Annotated in this window: 18 protein-coding genes; 11 read left to right on the forward strand and 7 right to left on the reverse strand. The window is 70.9% G+C overall.

What is annotated here, in order from left to right:
• Window positions 1-213 precede the first annotated feature (213 nt).
• Window positions 214-1224 (forward strand): polyprenyl synthetase family protein, encoded by a 1011-nt coding sequence (locus ACZ7HT_RS30985; RefSeq protein ID WP_471171902.1) that lies wholly within the window; start codon window positions 214-216, stop codon window positions 1222-1224.
• A 132-nt stretch (window positions 1225-1356) separates the two neighbouring features.
• The gene (locus ACZ7HT_RS30990; protein ID WP_471171903.1) at window positions 1357-2538 is read left to right on the forward strand and encodes a LolA family protein; all 1182 of its coding nucleotides are present in this window, start codon (window positions 1357-1359) and stop codon (window positions 2536-2538) included.
• Between the two features lie 79 nt (window positions 2539-2617).
• Here the strand turns inward: ACZ7HT_RS30990 and ACZ7HT_RS30995 are convergent, their stop codons facing one another.
• Entirely contained in the window at window positions 2618-3934 is a 1317-nt protein-coding gene (locus ACZ7HT_RS30995) for a M28 family metallopeptidase (protein ID WP_471171904.1), read from the reverse strand.
• Window positions 3935-4193: 259 nt separating this feature from the next.
• On the opposite strand from ACZ7HT_RS30995, the gene ACZ7HT_RS31000 reads away from it, so the two are divergent.
• Window positions 4194-4658 (forward strand): pyridoxamine 5'-phosphate oxidase family protein, encoded by a 465-nt coding sequence (locus tag ACZ7HT_RS31000; protein WP_471171905.1) that lies wholly within the window; start codon window positions 4194-4196, stop codon window positions 4656-4658.
• 64 nt (window positions 4659-4722) lie between these two features.
• Window positions 4723-5226 carry an N-acetyltransferase gene (locus tag ACZ7HT_RS31005; RefSeq protein ID WP_471171907.1) on the forward strand — a complete coding sequence of 168 codons (504 nt, stop codon included), beginning with the start codon at window positions 4723-4725 and terminating at the stop codon, window positions 5224-5226.
• A 314-nt stretch (window positions 5227-5540) separates the two neighbouring features.
• Here ACZ7HT_RS31005 and ACZ7HT_RS31010 read toward each other — a convergent pair whose 3' ends face one another.
• Window positions 5541-5957: an ATP-binding protein gene (locus ACZ7HT_RS31010; RefSeq protein WP_471171908.1), complete on the reverse strand. Its 417-nt coding sequence runs from the start codon at window positions 5955-5957 to the stop codon at window positions 5541-5543.
• Between the two features lie 142 nt (window positions 5958-6099).
• Between ACZ7HT_RS31010 and ACZ7HT_RS31015 the strand changes: the two genes are divergently transcribed.
• The 3 genes from ACZ7HT_RS31015 to ACZ7HT_RS31025 are packed head-to-tail and all read left to right on the forward strand — an operon-like array spanning window position 6100 to window position 7360.
• Entirely contained in the window at window positions 6100-6966 is an 867-nt protein-coding gene (locus ACZ7HT_RS31015) for a helix-turn-helix domain-containing protein (protein WP_471171909.1), read from the forward strand.
• Entirely contained in the window at window positions 6963-7154 is a 192-nt protein-coding gene (locus tag ACZ7HT_RS31020) for a DUF397 domain-containing protein (protein WP_471171911.1), read from the forward strand. Before ACZ7HT_RS31015 ends, ACZ7HT_RS31020 begins: the two co-directional genes overlap by 4 nt.
• Window positions 7155-7168: 14 nt before the next feature.
• Window positions 7169-7360 carry a DUF397 domain-containing protein gene (locus ACZ7HT_RS31025; RefSeq protein WP_471171913.1) on the forward strand — a complete coding sequence of 64 codons (192 nt, stop codon included), beginning with the start codon at window positions 7169-7171 and terminating at the stop codon, window positions 7358-7360.
• 1175 nt (window positions 7361-8535) lie between these two features.
• Here ACZ7HT_RS31025 and ACZ7HT_RS31030 read toward each other — a convergent pair.
• Window positions 8536-9012: a VOC family protein gene (locus tag ACZ7HT_RS31030; RefSeq protein WP_471171914.1), complete on the reverse strand. Its 477-nt coding sequence runs from the start codon at window positions 9010-9012 to the stop codon at window positions 8536-8538.
• Between the two features lie 21 nt (window positions 9013-9033).
• On the opposite strand from ACZ7HT_RS31030, the gene ACZ7HT_RS31035 reads away from it, so the two are divergent.
• Both ACZ7HT_RS31035 and ACZ7HT_RS31040 read left to right on the forward strand, forming a co-directional pair.
• The gene (locus ACZ7HT_RS31035; protein WP_471171916.1) at window positions 9034-9627 is read left to right on the forward strand and encodes a CGNR zinc finger domain-containing protein; all 594 of its coding nucleotides are present in this window, start codon (window positions 9034-9036) and stop codon (window positions 9625-9627) included.
• A gap of 46 nt (window positions 9628-9673) precedes the next feature.
• A complete protein-coding gene (locus ACZ7HT_RS31040) occupies window positions 9674-10321 on the forward strand; it encodes an NADPH-dependent F420 reductase (RefSeq protein ID WP_471171917.1) in 648 nt (215 codons plus the stop codon).
• On the opposite strand, the gene ACZ7HT_RS31045 is transcribed toward ACZ7HT_RS31040, so the two are convergent.
• On the reverse strand, window positions 10318-10935 hold the full coding sequence (locus tag ACZ7HT_RS31045) for a DUF4291 domain-containing protein (protein WP_471171918.1): 618 nt from the start codon (window positions 10933-10935) through the stop codon (window positions 10318-10320). The two genes, ACZ7HT_RS31040 and ACZ7HT_RS31045, sit on opposite strands and share 4 nt — an antisense overlap.
• A gap of 101 nt (window positions 10936-11036) precedes the next feature.
• Here ACZ7HT_RS31045 and ACZ7HT_RS31050 point away from each other — a divergent pair, with 101 nt between their 5' ends.
• Window positions 11037-11354: a DUF6401 family natural product biosynthesis protein gene (locus tag ACZ7HT_RS31050; protein ID WP_471171920.1), complete on the forward strand. Its 318-nt coding sequence runs from the start codon at window positions 11037-11039 to the stop codon at window positions 11352-11354.
• Between the two features lie 3 nt (window positions 11355-11357).
• Here the strand turns inward: ACZ7HT_RS31050 and ACZ7HT_RS31055 are convergent, their stop codons facing one another.
• The 3 genes from ACZ7HT_RS31055 to ACZ7HT_RS31065 form a co-directional block, all read right to left on the reverse strand.
• Window positions 11358-12158 carry a mechanosensitive ion channel family protein gene (locus ACZ7HT_RS31055; RefSeq protein ID WP_471171922.1) on the reverse strand — a complete coding sequence of 267 codons (801 nt, stop codon included), beginning with the start codon at window positions 12156-12158 and terminating at the stop codon, window positions 11358-11360.
• Between the two features lie 87 nt (window positions 12159-12245).
• The gene (gene rarD, locus ACZ7HT_RS31060; RefSeq protein WP_471171924.1) at window positions 12246-13295 is read right to left on the reverse strand and encodes an EamA family transporter RarD; all 1050 of its coding nucleotides are present in this window, start codon (window positions 13293-13295) and stop codon (window positions 12246-12248) included.
• A gap of 93 nt (window positions 13296-13388) precedes the next feature.
• The gene (locus tag ACZ7HT_RS31065; RefSeq protein ID WP_471171927.1) at window positions 13389-14255 is read right to left on the reverse strand and encodes an SDR family oxidoreductase; all 867 of its coding nucleotides are present in this window, start codon (window positions 14253-14255) and stop codon (window positions 13389-13391) included.
• 96 nt (window positions 14256-14351) lie between these two features.
• Between ACZ7HT_RS31065 and ACZ7HT_RS31070 the strand changes: the two genes are divergently transcribed.
• Window positions 14352-14732, forward strand: a complete 381-nt coding sequence (locus ACZ7HT_RS31070) for a winged helix-turn-helix transcriptional regulator (protein ID WP_116159412.1) — start codon at window positions 14352-14354, stop codon at window positions 14730-14732.
• Window positions 14733-14807 lie beyond the last annotated feature (75 nt).

A 14807-nucleotide genomic window follows, 5' to 3' on the forward strand; every position in this document is an offset into this window, starting at 1 on the left:
GCGAATGGGCGGAGACTGTTCGAGACAAACTACGCAATCCTGGTGGTATCAGCTGATCACGAACATACCGGGGGTGACGGGAAGGCGCCCACGGTGATCGAAAGGTGACCGGATACGCTGGCTTGAGTGAATCGAGCGACACATCGACAATCCGTGTGACCGCACCGAAGCCGTGTGATCGTCAGTAGACGTCAGCAGACAGGAGACCCCCTCGTGACCGTCGTCGGGCCGTTCGGTCTTAGCGTGCGGGACCAGGCTCTTGAGGCCGATGTCCAGACGGGTTTGGCGGCTGTGGAGGCGGGCCTCCTGGACGCCACCAAGAGCGACGTCCCCTTCATCACGGAGGCGGCCCAGCACCTCGTCCTGGCCGGCGGGAAGCGGTTCCGCCCCCTGCTCGTGATGCTCGCCGCGCAGTTCGGCGACCCCTACGCGCCGGGCGTCGTGCCCTCCGCCGTGGTCGTCGAGCTCACCCACCTGGCCACGCTCTACCACGACGACGTCATGGACGAGGCCGACGTCCGGCGCGGTGTCGACAGCGCCAACACCCGCTGGGGCAACTCCCTCGCCGTCCTCACCGGGGACTTCCTCTTCGCCCGCGCCTCGCACACGCTCGCGGACCTCGGCCCCGAGGCCGTCCGCATCCAGTCCGAGGCGTTCGAACGACTCGTGACCGGCCAGATCCTGGAGACCGCCGGCCCGATGGACGGCCGCGACCCCGTCGACCACTACCTCGACGTCCTCGGCGGCAAGACCGGCTCCCTCGTCGCCGTCTCCTGCCGCTTCGGCGCCATGATGTCCGGCGCCGACGAGTCCGTCGTCGACATCCTCACCCAGTACGGCGAGCGGCTCGGCGTCGCCTTCCAGCTCGCCGACGACGTCCTCGACATCGCCTCCGACTCCCACGAGTCCGGCAAGACCCCCGGCACCGACCTCCGCGAGGGCATCCCCACCCTCCCCGTCCTCCACCTGAGGGCCGCCGCGGCCGCCCACGGGCGCCCGGAGGACCTGGAGCTCGTCGGCCTCGTCGACGGCGACCTCAGCGACGACGAGCGGCACGCCGAGGTCCTGCGCCGGCTGCGCGCCCACCCCGCCCTCGAGCAGGCCCGCCGGGACACCGTGCGGTACGCCGAGGAGGCCCGCGCCATGCTGGCGCCGCTGCCCGAGGGGTACGCGAAGGCCGCCCTCGCCGAGATGTGCGACGCCGTGGTCCACCGCGCGGGGTAGTCCGTCTCAGGGTCGGGTCATCCCGAAGCAGTACGTGAGGTTGATCCCGGGGTCTGACGATTCCGCGCCGCCGTCTTGGTGAGATGGGTACATCAACCACAGGGGCAGCACGGTACGGAGGTAGCGGAGACCATGGCAGAGACCCGTAAGGCGAGCCGGTTCATCGTCCCGGTCGCGGTGGCAGGAGTGGCTGCGGCGACCATCGGGCTCGTCCCGGCGCTGGCCGCGTCCGGCGACCCGGACCTGCCGGAGATCACGGCCCAGCAGCTCATCGAGAAGATCGCCGCCTCGGACACCCAGACCCTGTCCGGCACGTTCAAGATCTCCACCGACCTGGGTCTTCCGGCCCTCGGCGGCCTGGCGTCCGGCCTCGGGGGCATGGACGGCGGCTCCGCCTCGGCGGACCCGTCCGAGAAGCTCACCGAGCTCGTCTCCGGCAGCCACACCCTGCGCATCGCGGCCGACGGCCCCGAGCGCCAGCGGCTCACCGTGCTCGACGGCTCCGACGAGTACAGCCTGATCCACAACGGCGACGACGTCTGGGGCTACGACAGCAAGTCGAACGAGGCCTTCCACGAGAAGGGCGCGTCGGCCGGTGCCCCGGAGAAGGAGCAGAAGCTCCCCGGCACGCCCAAGCAGCTCGCCGAAGAGGTCCTCAAGGCCGCGGGCGACACCACGTCGATCACGGTCGACGGGACGGCGAAGGTGGCCGGCCGGGACGCGTACCAGCTGGTGATCAAGCCGAAGCAGTCCGGCTCGACGGTCGAGTCCGTGAAGATCGCGGTGGACGCGGCGAACGGCACCCCGCTGAAGTTCACCCTCTCCTCGGTCGAGGGCGGCAAGCCGGTCGTCGACGCGGGCTTCACGAAGGTCGACTTCGACAAGCCGGCCGCCTCCGAGTTCACGTTCACGGCGCCGAAGGGCGCGAAGGTGACGGAGGGCGCGGCGGAGAAGTTCGAGAAGGGCGAGAAGGTCCCGGGCGACCTGCCGAAGGGCTTCGAGGGCGGCATCCCCGGCCTCGGGGACGTCTTCGGGAAGGACCTCGGGAAGGGCGGCGGCCCGACCGTCATCGGCGAGGGCTGGACGACGATCGCGAAGCTCGACACCGGTGCGCCTGCGCCCAAGACGGACGAGGCGCCGAAGGAGATCCAGGGCTTCCTGGACTCCTTCGGCGACAAGGTCACCGGCAAGTTCGGCTCCGGCACCGTCTTCAAGACGAAGCTGGTGAACGCGCTCCTCACCGACGACGGCAAGGTCTACGTCGGCGCGGTGACGAAGGACGCCCTGGTGAACGCGGCGAACTCCGGCAAGTAGCAGTCGGGTTGGGACCCCGGGCGGGTCGGGGGCGAAATTCACCGACCCGCCCGGGAGTTCTACGGGGGCTGTTACAGCCTTACGGGAACGTCAGCTTGAACCCGTTGATGTAACCCGTGTCGGCCGAGGCCTTGTCCTGGACGCGGAGCTTCCAGACACCGTTGGCGACCTCCGTGGAGGCGTCGACGGTGTACGTCTGGTTGATGTTGTCGGCGCTGCCGCCGGCCCGGTTGCTCAGGTTGTAGACCGAGCCGTCGGGGGCGATCAGGTCGACGACGAGGTCGCCGATCCAGGTGTGCACGATGTCCACGCCGACCTTGAGCGTCGAGGGCGCGTTGCCCGTGACGCCGCTGACGGTGACGGAGGACGTGACCGCGGCGCCGTTGTCCGGGATGGCGACGTCCGCGGTGTTCTCGAAGACCGTGCCGGTCGGCGGGGTCGTCGTCCCGGAGGACAGGTTCCAGACGGCGTACGCGATGGCGTCGGCGTTCCGGTCCAGGGCGGTGTCGTTGATGTTCGCCGAGGTGTCGCAGGACGCGTGGTAGCAGCGGTCGAAGGCCTGGCCGGCCGTTCCGCCCCACTTCTGCGCCTGCGCCGAGGTCTTCGTGTAGTCGGCGCCGGAGAAGAGCCCGCCGACCGGGATGCCCACGTTCTTGAAGGGCGCGTGGTCCGAGCGGCCGTCGCCCTCGGTCTCGATCTCGGTGGGGATGCCGAGCCCGGCGAAGTAGGTCTTGAAGGTCTGCTCGATCGTCGGGTCGTCGTCGTAGACGAAGTAGCCCGGGTTCGGCGAGCCGATCATGTCGAAGTTCAGGTAGCCGTTGATCTTCGAACGCTCGGTGGCGGGAAGGTTGTTGACGTAGTACTTCGACCCGACGAGCCCCAGCTCCTCGGCGCCCCACCAGCCGAAGCGCAGGTGCTTCGTCGGCTGGAGCTGGGCGCGGGAGACGGCGAGCGCGGTCTCCAGGATCGCGGCGGACCCGGAGCCGTTGTCGTTGATGCCGGGGCCCGCGGTGACCGAGTCGAGGTGCGAGCCGGACATGATGACCTGGTTGGGGTCACCGCCGGGCCAGTCGGCTATGAGGTTGTAGCCGGTGGCGCCGTTGTAGCTGAACTGCTGGAGCGTGGTCGTGTAGCCGGCGGCGTCCAGCTTCGCCTTCACGAAGTCGATCGAGGCCTTGTAGCCGGTACGGCCGTGGGCGCGGTTGCCGCCGTTGGCGGTGGCGATCGACTGGAGGTCCGCCAAGTGCTGCTTGACGTTGGCGAGCGAGATGTCGGGCGGCGTGACGGCGGCGGCCGTGGCCGGGCTGGCGGAGGCGCTGGTGCCGGTGAGTCCGGCGAGCGCGAGCGCCGCGAGGGCGGCGGCCGTGGTGGCACGTCTGGGTACGGAGATGTTCATGTGGGGGCTCCGGATTCCGAACGGGGATGGGACGGAACGTGCGAGACGCCCCGGGCGGCGGAGCCACGAGGCGCTGGAGCTGAACGGGAGCTGAACTGGTGTGCACTGCTGGGCAGTTGTGCTGAATGGTGAGTGAGGATTTGACTCGCCGTCAAGAGCGGAAACCGGTCAGGCGTGTTCGCATATCGAACAGCCCGACCGCCGACCTAGGACCTGCGCCTCATGCGCACCACGACGCCGCTGGCTAGGGTCGCCACCCATGCACCAGGCAACGAAGATCACTCCCCGCACCACGGCGGAACGCACGCGGGACACCCGGGAACGGCTCGCCTCGGAGCGTGACATCTGGGTGTCGACGTCCCACCCCGACCACGGCCCGCACCAGGTACCCCTGTGGTTCCTGTGGCACGGGCAGGCGGCATGGATGTGCACCGGCGCGAAGTCGGTGACCGTACGCAACGCCCACGAGGAACGGCGGGTACGCCTGGCACTGCCGGACGCCTACGACGTCGTGCTCCTGCAGGGCGAGGCGGAGTGCCACCCGGCGGGGGAGGTGCCGAAGGACGCCGCAGACGCGTTCGCGGCCAAGTTCGGCTGGGACCCGCGGACGGAGGAGGCCCCCTACACGTACCTGCGCGTGGTCCCCCAGACGGTCCGCGCCTGGCGCGGGGTACCGGAACTGCGGGGCAGGGTGGTGATGCGCGAGGGCGAGTGGCTGGGTTAGCGCTTCACTCCACGACGTGGCCGACCGGAAGGCGACGGCCGCGCGCTTGCTACGGTCGGGCCCCATGAGCTGGCTTCCCGATGACTTCGTCCACCCCGTCCTGGTACCGCTGCCGGGCGGTGGTCATCACCTGCGGCCGATCCGCGAGCTGGACACCCCGCTCGACTATCCGGCTGTGATGGGTTCGCGCGAGCGGCTGTGGACCATCTTCGGCCCGGCCTGGGGCTGGCCCGCGGCCACCATGACCTACGAGGCCGACCAGGCCGACCTGCTGCGGCACGAGAAGGAGATCGCCGCGCACCAGTCCTTCAACTACGCGCTGTTCGACGCGGCGGAGACGGCTCTGCTCGGCTGTGTCTACATCGACCCGCCGGAGAAGGCCGGCGCGGACGGCGAGATCTCCTGGTGGGTGGTGGACGAGCTGGTGGGCAGCAAGGTCGAGCAGGCCTTCGACGCGCTGGTACCGCAGTGGATCGCCGCCGACTGGCCGTTCGAGCATCCGCGCTTCCTCGGCCGCGACATCTCCTGGTCGGACTGGCTCGCCCTGCCGCAGCATCCCGGCATGTAAGTGATCCGGAGGTGTTCGTGCCAGAGGTGGGCTGCGTTCTGCACCTGCTCAGATGATGGGCTCACCTGCACCATGTTGCCGCAGCCTTTGTGCGGGCCGATGGCAAGCCGGTGCTTACCGTGCGGGCGGAGACGGCGGCGTCGCACGCGCGGGCTGCGGCTCAGCCCCCGGCCGGTTGTACGAGATCGTCCGGTGCGCGAACCGGCCGCTCGGCAGCCGCTCCCTGACCCGCTCCAGGTAGCCGAAGGCGTCCCAGGGCTTCAACTCTTTTACGTCGCAGCCGTCCGCGTCGCGGAATCCCGCGTCGTGGACGCTTACGACAGGGCCAGTTCGGCCCACACCGTCTTGCGCGGTACGGGCCCCGGCCGTACGCCCCAGCTCCGTGCCAGGCCCTCCACGATGAGCAGCCCGCGCCCCGACTCGGCCGCCGCCGGATGCCCTGCGCGGGGGAGTCGGTCACCGCGCGTGTCGGTCGCCTCGATACGGAGGGTGCCTTCTGCGGCGGACATCGCGAGCCGGAAGTCCCGCCCCGGCACGCGACCGTGCGTCACGGCGTTCGCGGCGAGCTCGGCGACGATGTGCGCGGCCGGCCCGGCCACGTACTCCAGTTCCCAGGAACGCAGCTGCTCCACGGCGAGTAGCCGGGCGAGGCGCGCGCCGCGAGGGGTTGCGGAGAGCTGGATTCCGAATTGGCGTACGGATGCCATGAGTTGGGTGGGTTCCTCGTTCATGTCACCCAGGGTGGCGGCGTGTGCTTACGCTGCCCATCGAACATGCCCTTACGTACGGTTACTGTCCCGCGTCTGTCCGGCCCTGTCCCGACTGTCCCGCGCGGCGCTCCGGGAAGGGCTCTGCCGAAGGAGGTGGGCACGCATGAGCGTGGACGAGGTGGACGGCACGGGGACAGAGGACGCGGGCTGGGAGGTGGAGCCGGGGGATGAGTCGGGGGCGGCGGTGGTCGCGGCGGTCGGGCGCCAGATGAAGCTGTGGCGGGAGTCGAAGGGGCTGAGCGCGGTCGAGTTCGGGGCGCTGATCGGTTACGGCGAGGACCTGATCCGCAAGATCGAACGCGGGGCGCGGATCCCGCGCCCGGAGTACCTGGACAAGGCGGACGAGGCGGTGGGGGCGAGCGGGCTCATCTCGGCGATGAAGAGGGACCTGGAGGAGGTCCGCTACCCGAAGAGGCTGCGAAGTCTGGCGAAGATGGAGGCTCGGGCGGTCGAGTTCTGCATGTACACCAACTTCGACATCCACGGTCTGCTGGAAACCGACGAGTTCTCGCGGGCGGTCCTGCAGACCTGGCGCCCGGCGTACGAACAGGAGGAGCTGGAGCGGTACTTGGCGGCGCGAGTGGCGCGCCGCTCGGTGCTGGAGAAGAGCCCGACGCCCGAGTTCAGCTTCATCCAGGAGGAGGTCTCGCTGCGACGACCGATCGGGGGAAGAATGGTGCTGCGTCGTCAGCTTGAGCATCTGCTGGAGGTGGGCGAGTTGCCCAACGTCGATATCCAGGTGATGCCGACCGAGCGCGCCGACCACCCCGGGGCGGGTGGTCGCATCGCGCTTCTGAAGTTCGAGGACGGTACGGCCGTGGGGCGGATGGACAGGGACTTCGGCGGGCGTCCGGTCTCCGACCTCAAGCGACTCCGGATCTTGGAGCTGCGCTATGGCATCATCCGCTCCAAGGCCCTCACTCCTGCGGAGTCACGGGACTTCATCGAACAACTGCTGGGAGAGACATGATCGGCAATCCCGAACTCGACTGGTTCAAGAGCAGCTACAGCGACGGCGCCAACGGCAACGACTGCGTCGAGGTTGCCACCACCCTTGGGGCCGTCCACGTCCGTGACTCCAAGGACGCCGAGGGTGCCCGTCTCGCGTTCGGGCCCGGCGCCTGGGCGGGGTTCGTGGAGTACGCCTCCGGCGAGTGACGAAGGAGATCCGCATGGCCGAGCTGGACTGGTTCAAGAGCAGCTACAGCGACAGCGACAGCGGCAACGGCAACGACTGCGTCGAGGTCGCCACCGCCCCCGGCACCGTCCACGTCCGTGACTCCAAGGACATCGAGCGCCCGCACCTCGCCGTCGGCCCCGCCGCCTGGGCCGGGTTCGTGACGTACGCCGCTTCCGGCGAGTAGGTCCTGCGCGCCCCCCGTCTTGATGCGGTGGGGCGGGCTGGGGTGCTCGGGGGCATCCGGCTTCGTGGGCTTCTGGTGTGGCCGCCCTCTTTCCGAGTGTGGCGTCCTCCACCGCCGCGTCAAGGGCGCCTGCGGCGTCGCTGCGCGATGGGCTGCGCCCACCCTTGACCCGGCGCCGGAGGCCGCCTTTTCACACTCGGAGGGCGGCCGGGGGCGGGGCCGCGCGGCCAGGCCGGGGGGCCTTCCCGCCGTAGGCGGGTGGCAGCCCGGCGGGTGGGGCGAGGCCGGGCATCGGCTGGGCGGGTGCCGGCTGCGCGCCAGGGTGGGTGGGGGCTCGGCTCGTAGTCGGTGTGGGTGGGTCCGGTTCCGTCTCGTCGGGGTGCGCGGCCGTTGAATGGGGCAGCTGGGCGGCGCTTAGCGGGTGTCGGTCGTCTTTCGGCCGGGATTCAGGCCCCGCTGGTCGCTCCCGGTGGTGGGTTTCCCGCAGTAACTCGAAGTGGATGGGCGATGTGCCCCTTTTGGGGCCCTGGTTGGGGGCTGTTACCGGGAGTAGCGCGCAGTTATTCGCACCCCGCCACCCACCGGCAGTGACCAGCGGGGCATGAAGCCCCACCATTCGACGGCCGCAACCCGCTAAGCCCTGCCGGGCCGCCCCATTCAACGACAGCGCACCCCGACGAGACGGAACCGGACCCACCCACACCCGCTACGAACCAAGCCCCCACCCACCCAGCTTCAGGGCCAACACCCGGCCCGCCGATGCCCGGCCTCGCCCCCACCCACGGGGGTGCTCCCCGCCTACGGCGGGACGGGCCCCCGGCGCCCCGGCGTGGACCCCCACCCCCGGACCGCCCTCCGAGAGGTCTTTCGCTCCTGGAGGCGGCGGGTCAAGGGTGGAGCGCAGCGGAATCGGCGAAGCCGACGCCGGAGGCGCCCTTGACGCGCCGCCGGAAGGAGCGACTCTCGGAAAGAGGGCGGTCCCACCAGAAGCCCACGAAGCACGTCCGCCCCGAGCGCCAAGGCGACGGCTCCCGTCACAGGGCCCAGGGTGCGGACAGCAGGTCCGTGACCCTGCGCCTGTCCCGCCCCTCTTCCGCCTCGCCCTGGTCCACGTCCACGGCCGGGCGTCGGTCGAGCGGGCCGAGGCCCAGGTGGTGCGGCGGGTCTAGAGCCCGTCAGTGGACGCAGAACTCGTTGCCCTCCGGGTCGGTCATGACCGTCCAGGAGCCGCCCGGCTCGTCCATGTGCCGCAGGACCTTCGCGCCGTGGCCCTCCAGGCGGGCGACCTCCGTCGCGCGCGTCCCCGGTGCCGGGTGGAGGTCCAGGTGGAGGCGGTTCTTGACGGTCTTGGCCTCCGGGACGCGCTGGAAGAGGATCCGGCGTCCGAGGCCCGTGTCCGAGTTCGGGTCGTGCGGGTCGTCGGGGTGGCGGACGGCGGCGAGGTCGCGCCAGCCGAGGCGCTCGGCCGGGGTGCCCTCGTGGAGGGTGACGGTCGCCTCGGGGCCGGTCGCGCCCATGTCGAGGAGGCGGCGGACGAGGGCGTCGTGGTCCTCCTCCAGGTAGCCCAGGGCGGCGGCCCAGAACGTGGCCTGCGCGTGCGGATCCGCGCTGTCGACGACAAGCTTCCAGTGGATCGGGGTGGTCGAGGTCATGTAACTCTTTATAGTGGTTACATGACTGGGGTCGCCACCGCAATGACACTTCTGCACCGCGACGGACAGCGCTTCCGCTTCGACGCCGGCGCACTCTCCCTCGAACTCCTCCTCACCGGCGGCCCCGGGCCCGTCGCGAGCCGGTTCGAGGTGCTCGACCGCGTCGAAGGGCTCCTCGGCTGGGTGCGGGAGTGCCGGCTGCCCGCCGGACTCGACCCCACCGTCACCGACGCCGAGCTCGCGGCCGTACGGGAGGTACGGGACGCCCTCTGGGGGCTCGCCCCCGCACGGGCCCGGGGCGAGCGCCTCGACCCCGGCGCGCTCGCCGTGCTCAACGCCGCCGCCGCCGAGCCGCCCCTCGTCGCCCTGGTCCGGGAAGACGGCACGCGCGCGTGGGCCCCGGGTGCCACCGGGACCGGGCTCCTCGCGACGCTCGCCCGCGACGCCGTCGAGCTGCTCACCGGGCCGTACGCCGACCGGATCAGGGAATGCGGCGCCGACGACTGCGCGTTGCTGTTCGCTGACACCTCCCGCCCCGGGCGCCGCCGTTGGTGCTCGATGGATCGCTGCGGCAACCGGCACAAGGTGCGGGAACACCGAGCTCGTACGTCATAGGGTCGGCCTCCCTGGCAGTCGATCCCCTCCGAAGGAGCGCACGCACATGAAGATCGCCGTACTGGGAACGGGCGAGGTCGGGCGCAGGCTCGCCACGAAGCTGGTCTCCCTCGGACACGAGGTCGCCCTGGGGTCCCGTACCGCCGACAACGCCGACGCCGCCAAGTGGGCGGCAGAGCACGGCGGGGCGCACGGCACCTTCGCCGACGCCGCCGGCTCCGCCGAACTGGTCGTCAACGCGACCGGCGGGCTCGTCTCCCTCGCCGCCCTCCAGGCCGCGGGCACCGAGAACCTGAACGGCAAGGTCCTGATCGACGTCTCCAACGCGCTCGACTTCTCCGAGGGCTTCCCGCCCAAGGTCGGCCTGCCCGACGGCCGGAGCGTCGCCGAGCAGCTCCAGAGCGCCTTCCCGGAGGCGCGCGTCGTCAAGACGCTCAACACGATGACCAACACCGTCATGGTCGAGCCCGGCCGGGTCCCCGGACACCACAACGTGTTCCTCAGCGGCGACGACGCGGACGCGAAAGCCGTCGTCGCCGAGCTGCTCGCCTCCTTCGGCTGGGCCACCGACCGCATCATCGACCTCGGCGAGCTGTCGAGCGCCCGCGCCACCGAGCAGCTGATGCCGATCTGGCTGCGGCTCTACGGGGTGCTCGGGACGGGCGACTTCAACTTCTCGATCGCGGGAGCCTAGGCCTCAGTCGGAGTCGGCGCCTGGGCCCTCAGATGGTCCAGGAGGTCCGCCGCCTCCGGGTACGGCTCCTCGCGGGGGAGCAGCCGGCCGGCGGCCTCCAGGTCGCCGGACCTGACCAGGCCGTGGACCTCGTGCGCGAGCGGCGTCACGTCGGTGATCGAGACCGTCCACTCGTCCGCGTACCGCCGCGACGCCTCGCCCGACAGGCCGAGCTGGAGCGAGCGGTGCGGGAGGGGCCTCAGGTGCAGGTCGCGCTCCGGGTCCCACTGGACCCGGGCCGGCGCCTGCCGCAACTGCCGCTTCCAGGACGCCTGGTCGGTGTGGAAACCGCGCTCGTAGTGCGAGAGGCAGGCGTTCCGCAGGGCCCACTCGAAGCCCTCGCGGGTGATCTCCACGGCCAGGACGGTCTCCTGGCCCTCCTTCTCGCCCCAGCCGCAGCGGTACATCATCCACAGGAACGACGGCTTGATCCACGTCATCCGGTCCCGCTTCCAGGCCTCCGGGAAACGCCCGTCGCGGGCGGCGGGGAGGCCGAGCCCGGGCCGGTAGGCCTGGTAGACGGTGATCGTGCGCTCGGTGTGCAGGGCACGGATCCGGTACTTCGGTTCTTCCATGGGGCACAGGGTGCTGCGTGGCGGCCGGGCGCGGCCACCGGTTTTCGTGCTGCGAGCAACGTCACGGTCTCAACTGTCGAGTACGCCCCTAATGTGGAGGGATGAACGATTCGCCCGGCAGCCCGTTGACCGACGTCGCCGCCACGTACATGCCCCGGCTCTCGGAGTTCTCCTTCGAGCCGGGGCTCGTGGCGGCCGTCGATCAGCACGCGGCGGCCGTGTGCGACGCGCTGCTCCCGGCCCAGCGTGGCCCCCAGGGCCGGACCGTCCGCCGGGAGGAGCTGGCCGACTACGTCCTCGGGTTCACCGACTGGCTCTCCGAGGTCGACTGGGCCGAGCCCGTCGGCCACGACTTCGCGACCCTGCGCCTGACGGCGGTCTGCTGGCTGATCCGGGAGCACGACCTGCTGGGCGCGTGAGGCCTACATCCGGTCCGTCGGCGGCTCCTCGCCGCGCTCCCTCCGTGCGCGCTCCTGCGCCGCCGGCATCCCGCGCTGCGCGTCCTCGCGGCCCTTCTGGTACGCCGTGATCTGGTCCTTCGCCCGGCCGGTCTCCGCCTCGGCAGCCGACAGCCAGCGCTCCCAGCGGCCCCGCATCGGGGTGATGAGGCCGCCGCCGACGCCGACGATCACGACACCGGCGATCATGGCGAGCACGGCCGTGAGCACCGGTCCGGTGATCGCGGTCGCGATGCCCGCCTGGCCGAGGGCGGCGATGATCCCGAGGCCGACGATGAACGCCCAGGCCGCCGTGGCGAGGGCCTTGCCGTAGGACGCCTGGCCCAGCGCGCCCTCCACGATGTCCCGTACGGCGCGGGCGATGGCCATCGCGACGACGACGATGACGCAGGCGACGATCGCCCGCGGCAGCCAGGCGACGATGCCGTTGATCATGACGCTGACCGGGTTGGGGCCGAAGACCCCGAAGGCCAGCTGGAGGGCGATCAGCAGGATCGCGTAGTAGAGGATCTTGCAGATGATCCCGGTGGCGTCGTACTTCGAGCCCTGGAGGGCGTTCGCGACGCCGCTGCGGTCGGCCATCCGCTCGAAGCCGACGCGGCGCAGGACGCGGTCGGCGAACTTGGCGATCATCTTGGCGACGAACCAGCCGATGAGCAGGATCACCAGGAACGCGATGAACTTCGGTACGAACTCGGCGACGGCGGACCAGGCGTCCGTGAATCCCTTGCCGAAGTCGACCGAGAGGGCGAGGGGCTGCGACATGGCGCCATCACTCCGCTCAGGAGGGCCCCGTCGGGTCGGGGGCCTGGACTCCCGACCCAACTACGCGCGCGTGCCGCCCGCCCCCGGTCAGCGTCCCGGCTGGGCCGATGGGGTGGAAACCGGCGTGGCCTCGGTCTCTCCGCCAGTGTGTCCGGTTGCGGGAGCGGTGTCCGCGAGGGCGGCCTCGGCGAGGGCGGTGTCCGTACGGCTGATCTCCTCGCGCGCCGCCGCCGCCTCGACCTCCGCCCGGCTCTTCCGGGCCGTCCGGAGCGCGTCCCAGGTGAGGATCGTCAGCGCCAGCCAGACGAGGGAGAAGCCCGCCCAGCGCTCCGCCGGCATCGCCTCGTGGAAGTAGACGACCCCGAGGAGGAACTGGAAGGTCGGCGCGAGGTACTGGAGCAGCCCGAGCGTGGACAGCGGGACGCGGATCGCCGCCGCCCCGAAGCAGACCAGGGGGGCCGCCGTGACGATGCCGGTGGCGACGAGCAGCGCCGTGTGGCCGGCGCCGTGGGAGCCGAACGCCAGCGTGCCCTGGGTCCCGAGCCAGACGAGGTAGGCGAGGGCGGGCAGGAACTGGACGGCGGTCTCGGCGGCGAGCGACTCCAGGCCGCCGATGTTGACCTTCTTCTTCACCAGGCCGTAGAGGGCGAAGGAGAACGCGAGGGTGAGCGAGATCCACGGCGGCCGCCCGGCCCCGACCGCCAGGACGAGCACGGCGGACAGGCCGACACCGACCGCCGCCCACTGCGCGGGGCGCAGCCGCTCCTTCAGGACGAGGACGCCGAGGCCGATGGTGACGAGCGGGTTGATGAAGTAGCCGAGGGAGGCCTCGACGACGTGGCCCGTGTTCACGGACCAGATGTAGAGGCCCCAGTTCACGGTGATGACGGAGGCGGCGAGGGTGATCAGGCCGAGCTTGCGGGGGCTGCGCGCGAGCTCGGGCATCCAGGCCCAGCGGCGCAGCGCGAGCAGGGCGACGCCGACGAAGACCAGCGACCACACCATGCGGTGGGCGAGGATCTCAAGGGCGCCGGCGGGCTTGAGGAGTGGCCAGAAGAGCGGGACCAGTCCCCACATGCCGTAGGCGCCGATCCCGTAGAGCAGTCCTGCTCTTGCCTCGTTCTTCTCCGTCTTCACCGGACCTCCTGCCCTGTGCCGCGCTGTCCTGTCGAAGGTAGCGCCGCACGGGGCAGGTTGTCATGGCCGTATCGCCATACGGTCATGACATCTTTACGAGGCGGCCAGCGCTTCCTTGATCGTCTCGGCGATCGGGGTGGTCGGGCGGCCGGTCAGCCGGGCCAGATCGCCGGTCTGGAGGGCCAGCGCGCCGAGCGCGACGGCCCGGTCGACGTCGACCAGGATCTCGGCGAAGGGGAGCGGGACCCCGGCGCCGGTGAGGATCTCCAGGTGGGCCGCGGCGGGGACGTCGCTGTACGTGATCTCCCGGCCGGTCTGGGCGGCGACCTCGGCCGCGTACTCGGCGAGGGACCAGGCGGTGTCGCCGCTCAGCTCGTACGCCCGGTTCAGGTGCTCCTCGGCCGGGCCGGCGAGGACGGCGGCCGCGGCGGCGGCGTAGTCGGCGCGGGAGGCGGAGGCGATCCGGCCCTCGCCGGCGTTGGCGACGACGGCGCCGTGGGCGAGGACGGGGGCGAGGTTGGCCGTGTAGTTCTCGGTGTACCAGCCGTTGCGGAGGAAGGTGTACGGCAGGCCGGACGCGAGGATCAGCTCCTCGGTCGCCTTGTGCTCCTCGGCGAGCGTGAAGTCGGCCGCCGGGCCGCCGAGGATGCCGGTGTACGCGAGCTGGGCCACGCCGGCGGCCTTGGCCGCGTCGATCACGGCGCGGTGCTGGGCGACGCGCTGCCCGACCTCGCTGCCGGAGATCAGGAGCACGCGGTCGCCCGCCTCGAAGGCGCCCGCCAGGGTCTCCGGCCTGCTGTAGTCGGCGACGCGGAGCTCGACCCCGCGCTCGGCCAGGTCGGCGGCCCTGGCCTTGTCGCGGACGACGGCGACGACGGACTCGGCGGGGACGGTGTCGAGGAGGGTGTCGACGACGAGACGGCCGAGCTGGCCGGTGGCGCCGGTGACGACGATGCTCATGAGGTTCTCCCAGGGGTGCGAGGGGTGCGTGCTCACACTCACCGTACGGTGGGCGCTAACCTTTCGTAAGTACCCACTTTGAAGTAAGGTACTGGCATGGGAGTAAGTAAGCCGCCGAACGTGAACGAGCCGATGTGTCCCTCGCGCCTCGTCCTGGAGCACGTCACCAGCCGCTGGGGCGTCCTCGTCCTCGCGGCCCTCCTGGAGCGCTCGTACCGCTTCAGCGAACTGCGTCGTGAGATCGGCGGCGTCAGCGAGAAGATGCTGGCCCAGACCCTCCAGACCCTGGAGCGCGACGGCTTCGTCCACCGCGACGCCAAGCCCGTCATCCCGCCCCGCGTCGACTACAGCCTCACCCCCCTCGGCGAGGGAGCCGCCCGCCAGGTCTGGGAACTCGCCCGCTGGACCGAACAGCAGGTGGGCGCGGTCGAGGCGGCGCGTGTGCGTTACGACACCGTGCGTGCGGCGTCCCAATGATGTTGTAGCCCGGGCGAGTTGATTCACGGAGCCGTACGATCTCCCTCACCGACCGGGGGATCGTGCGAGCGACCG

The sequence above is a fragment of the Streptomyces sp. NPDC037410 genome (assembly GCF_055602235.1).

Coding starts and splice junctions, on each gene's coding strand:
- ACZ7HT_RS31045 (WP_471171918.1), bottom strand. CDS start 10,935: ATGGAAGAACCGAAGTACCGGATCCGTGCCCTGCACACCGAGCGCACG.
- ACZ7HT_RS31010 (WP_471171908.1), bottom strand. CDS start 5,957: ATGAACGAGGAACCCACCCAACTCATGGCATCCGTACGCCAATTCGGA.
- ACZ7HT_RS31015 (WP_471171909.1), top strand. CDS start 6,100: ATGAGCGTGGACGAGGTGGACGGCACGGGGACAGAGGACGCGGGCTGG.
- ACZ7HT_RS31070 (WP_116159412.1), top strand. CDS start 14,352: ATGGGAGTAAGTAAGCCGCCGAACGTGAACGAGCCGATGTGTCCCTCG.
- ACZ7HT_RS31005 (WP_471171907.1), top strand. CDS start 4,723: ATGAGCTGGCTTCCCGATGACTTCGTCCACCCCGTCCTGGTACCGCTG.
- ACZ7HT_RS31025 (WP_471171913.1), top strand. CDS start 7,169: ATGGCCGAGCTGGACTGGTTCAAGAGCAGCTACAGCGACAGCGACAGC.
- ACZ7HT_RS31050 (WP_471171920.1), top strand. CDS start 11,037: ATGAACGATTCGCCCGGCAGCCCGTTGACCGACGTCGCCGCCACGTAC.
- ACZ7HT_RS31040 (WP_471171917.1), top strand. CDS start 9,674: ATGAAGATCGCCGTACTGGGAACGGGCGAGGTCGGGCGCAGGCTCGCC.
- ACZ7HT_RS31055 (WP_471171922.1), bottom strand. CDS start 12,158: ATGTCGCAGCCCCTCGCCCTCTCGGTCGACTTCGGCAAGGGATTCACG.
- ACZ7HT_RS30990 (WP_471171903.1), top strand. CDS start 1,357: ATGGCAGAGACCCGTAAGGCGAGCCGGTTCATCGTCCCGGTCGCGGTG.
- ACZ7HT_RS31035 (WP_471171916.1), top strand. CDS start 9,034: ATGACTGGGGTCGCCACCGCAATGACACTTCTGCACCGCGACGGACAG.
- ACZ7HT_RS31000 (WP_471171905.1), top strand. CDS start 4,194: ATGCACCAGGCAACGAAGATCACTCCCCGCACCACGGCGGAACGCACG.
- ACZ7HT_RS30995 (WP_471171904.1), bottom strand. CDS start 3,934: ATGAACATCTCCGTACCCAGACGTGCCACCACGGCCGCCGCCCTCGCG.
- ACZ7HT_RS31065 (WP_471171927.1), bottom strand. CDS start 14,255: ATGAGCATCGTCGTCACCGGCGCCACCGGCCAGCTCGGCCGTCTCGTC.
- ACZ7HT_RS31020 (WP_471171911.1), top strand. CDS start 6,963: ATGATCGGCAATCCCGAACTCGACTGGTTCAAGAGCAGCTACAGCGAC.
- ACZ7HT_RS31030 (WP_471171914.1), bottom strand. CDS start 9,012: ATGACCTCGACCACCCCGATCCACTGGAAGCTTGTCGTCGACAGCGCG.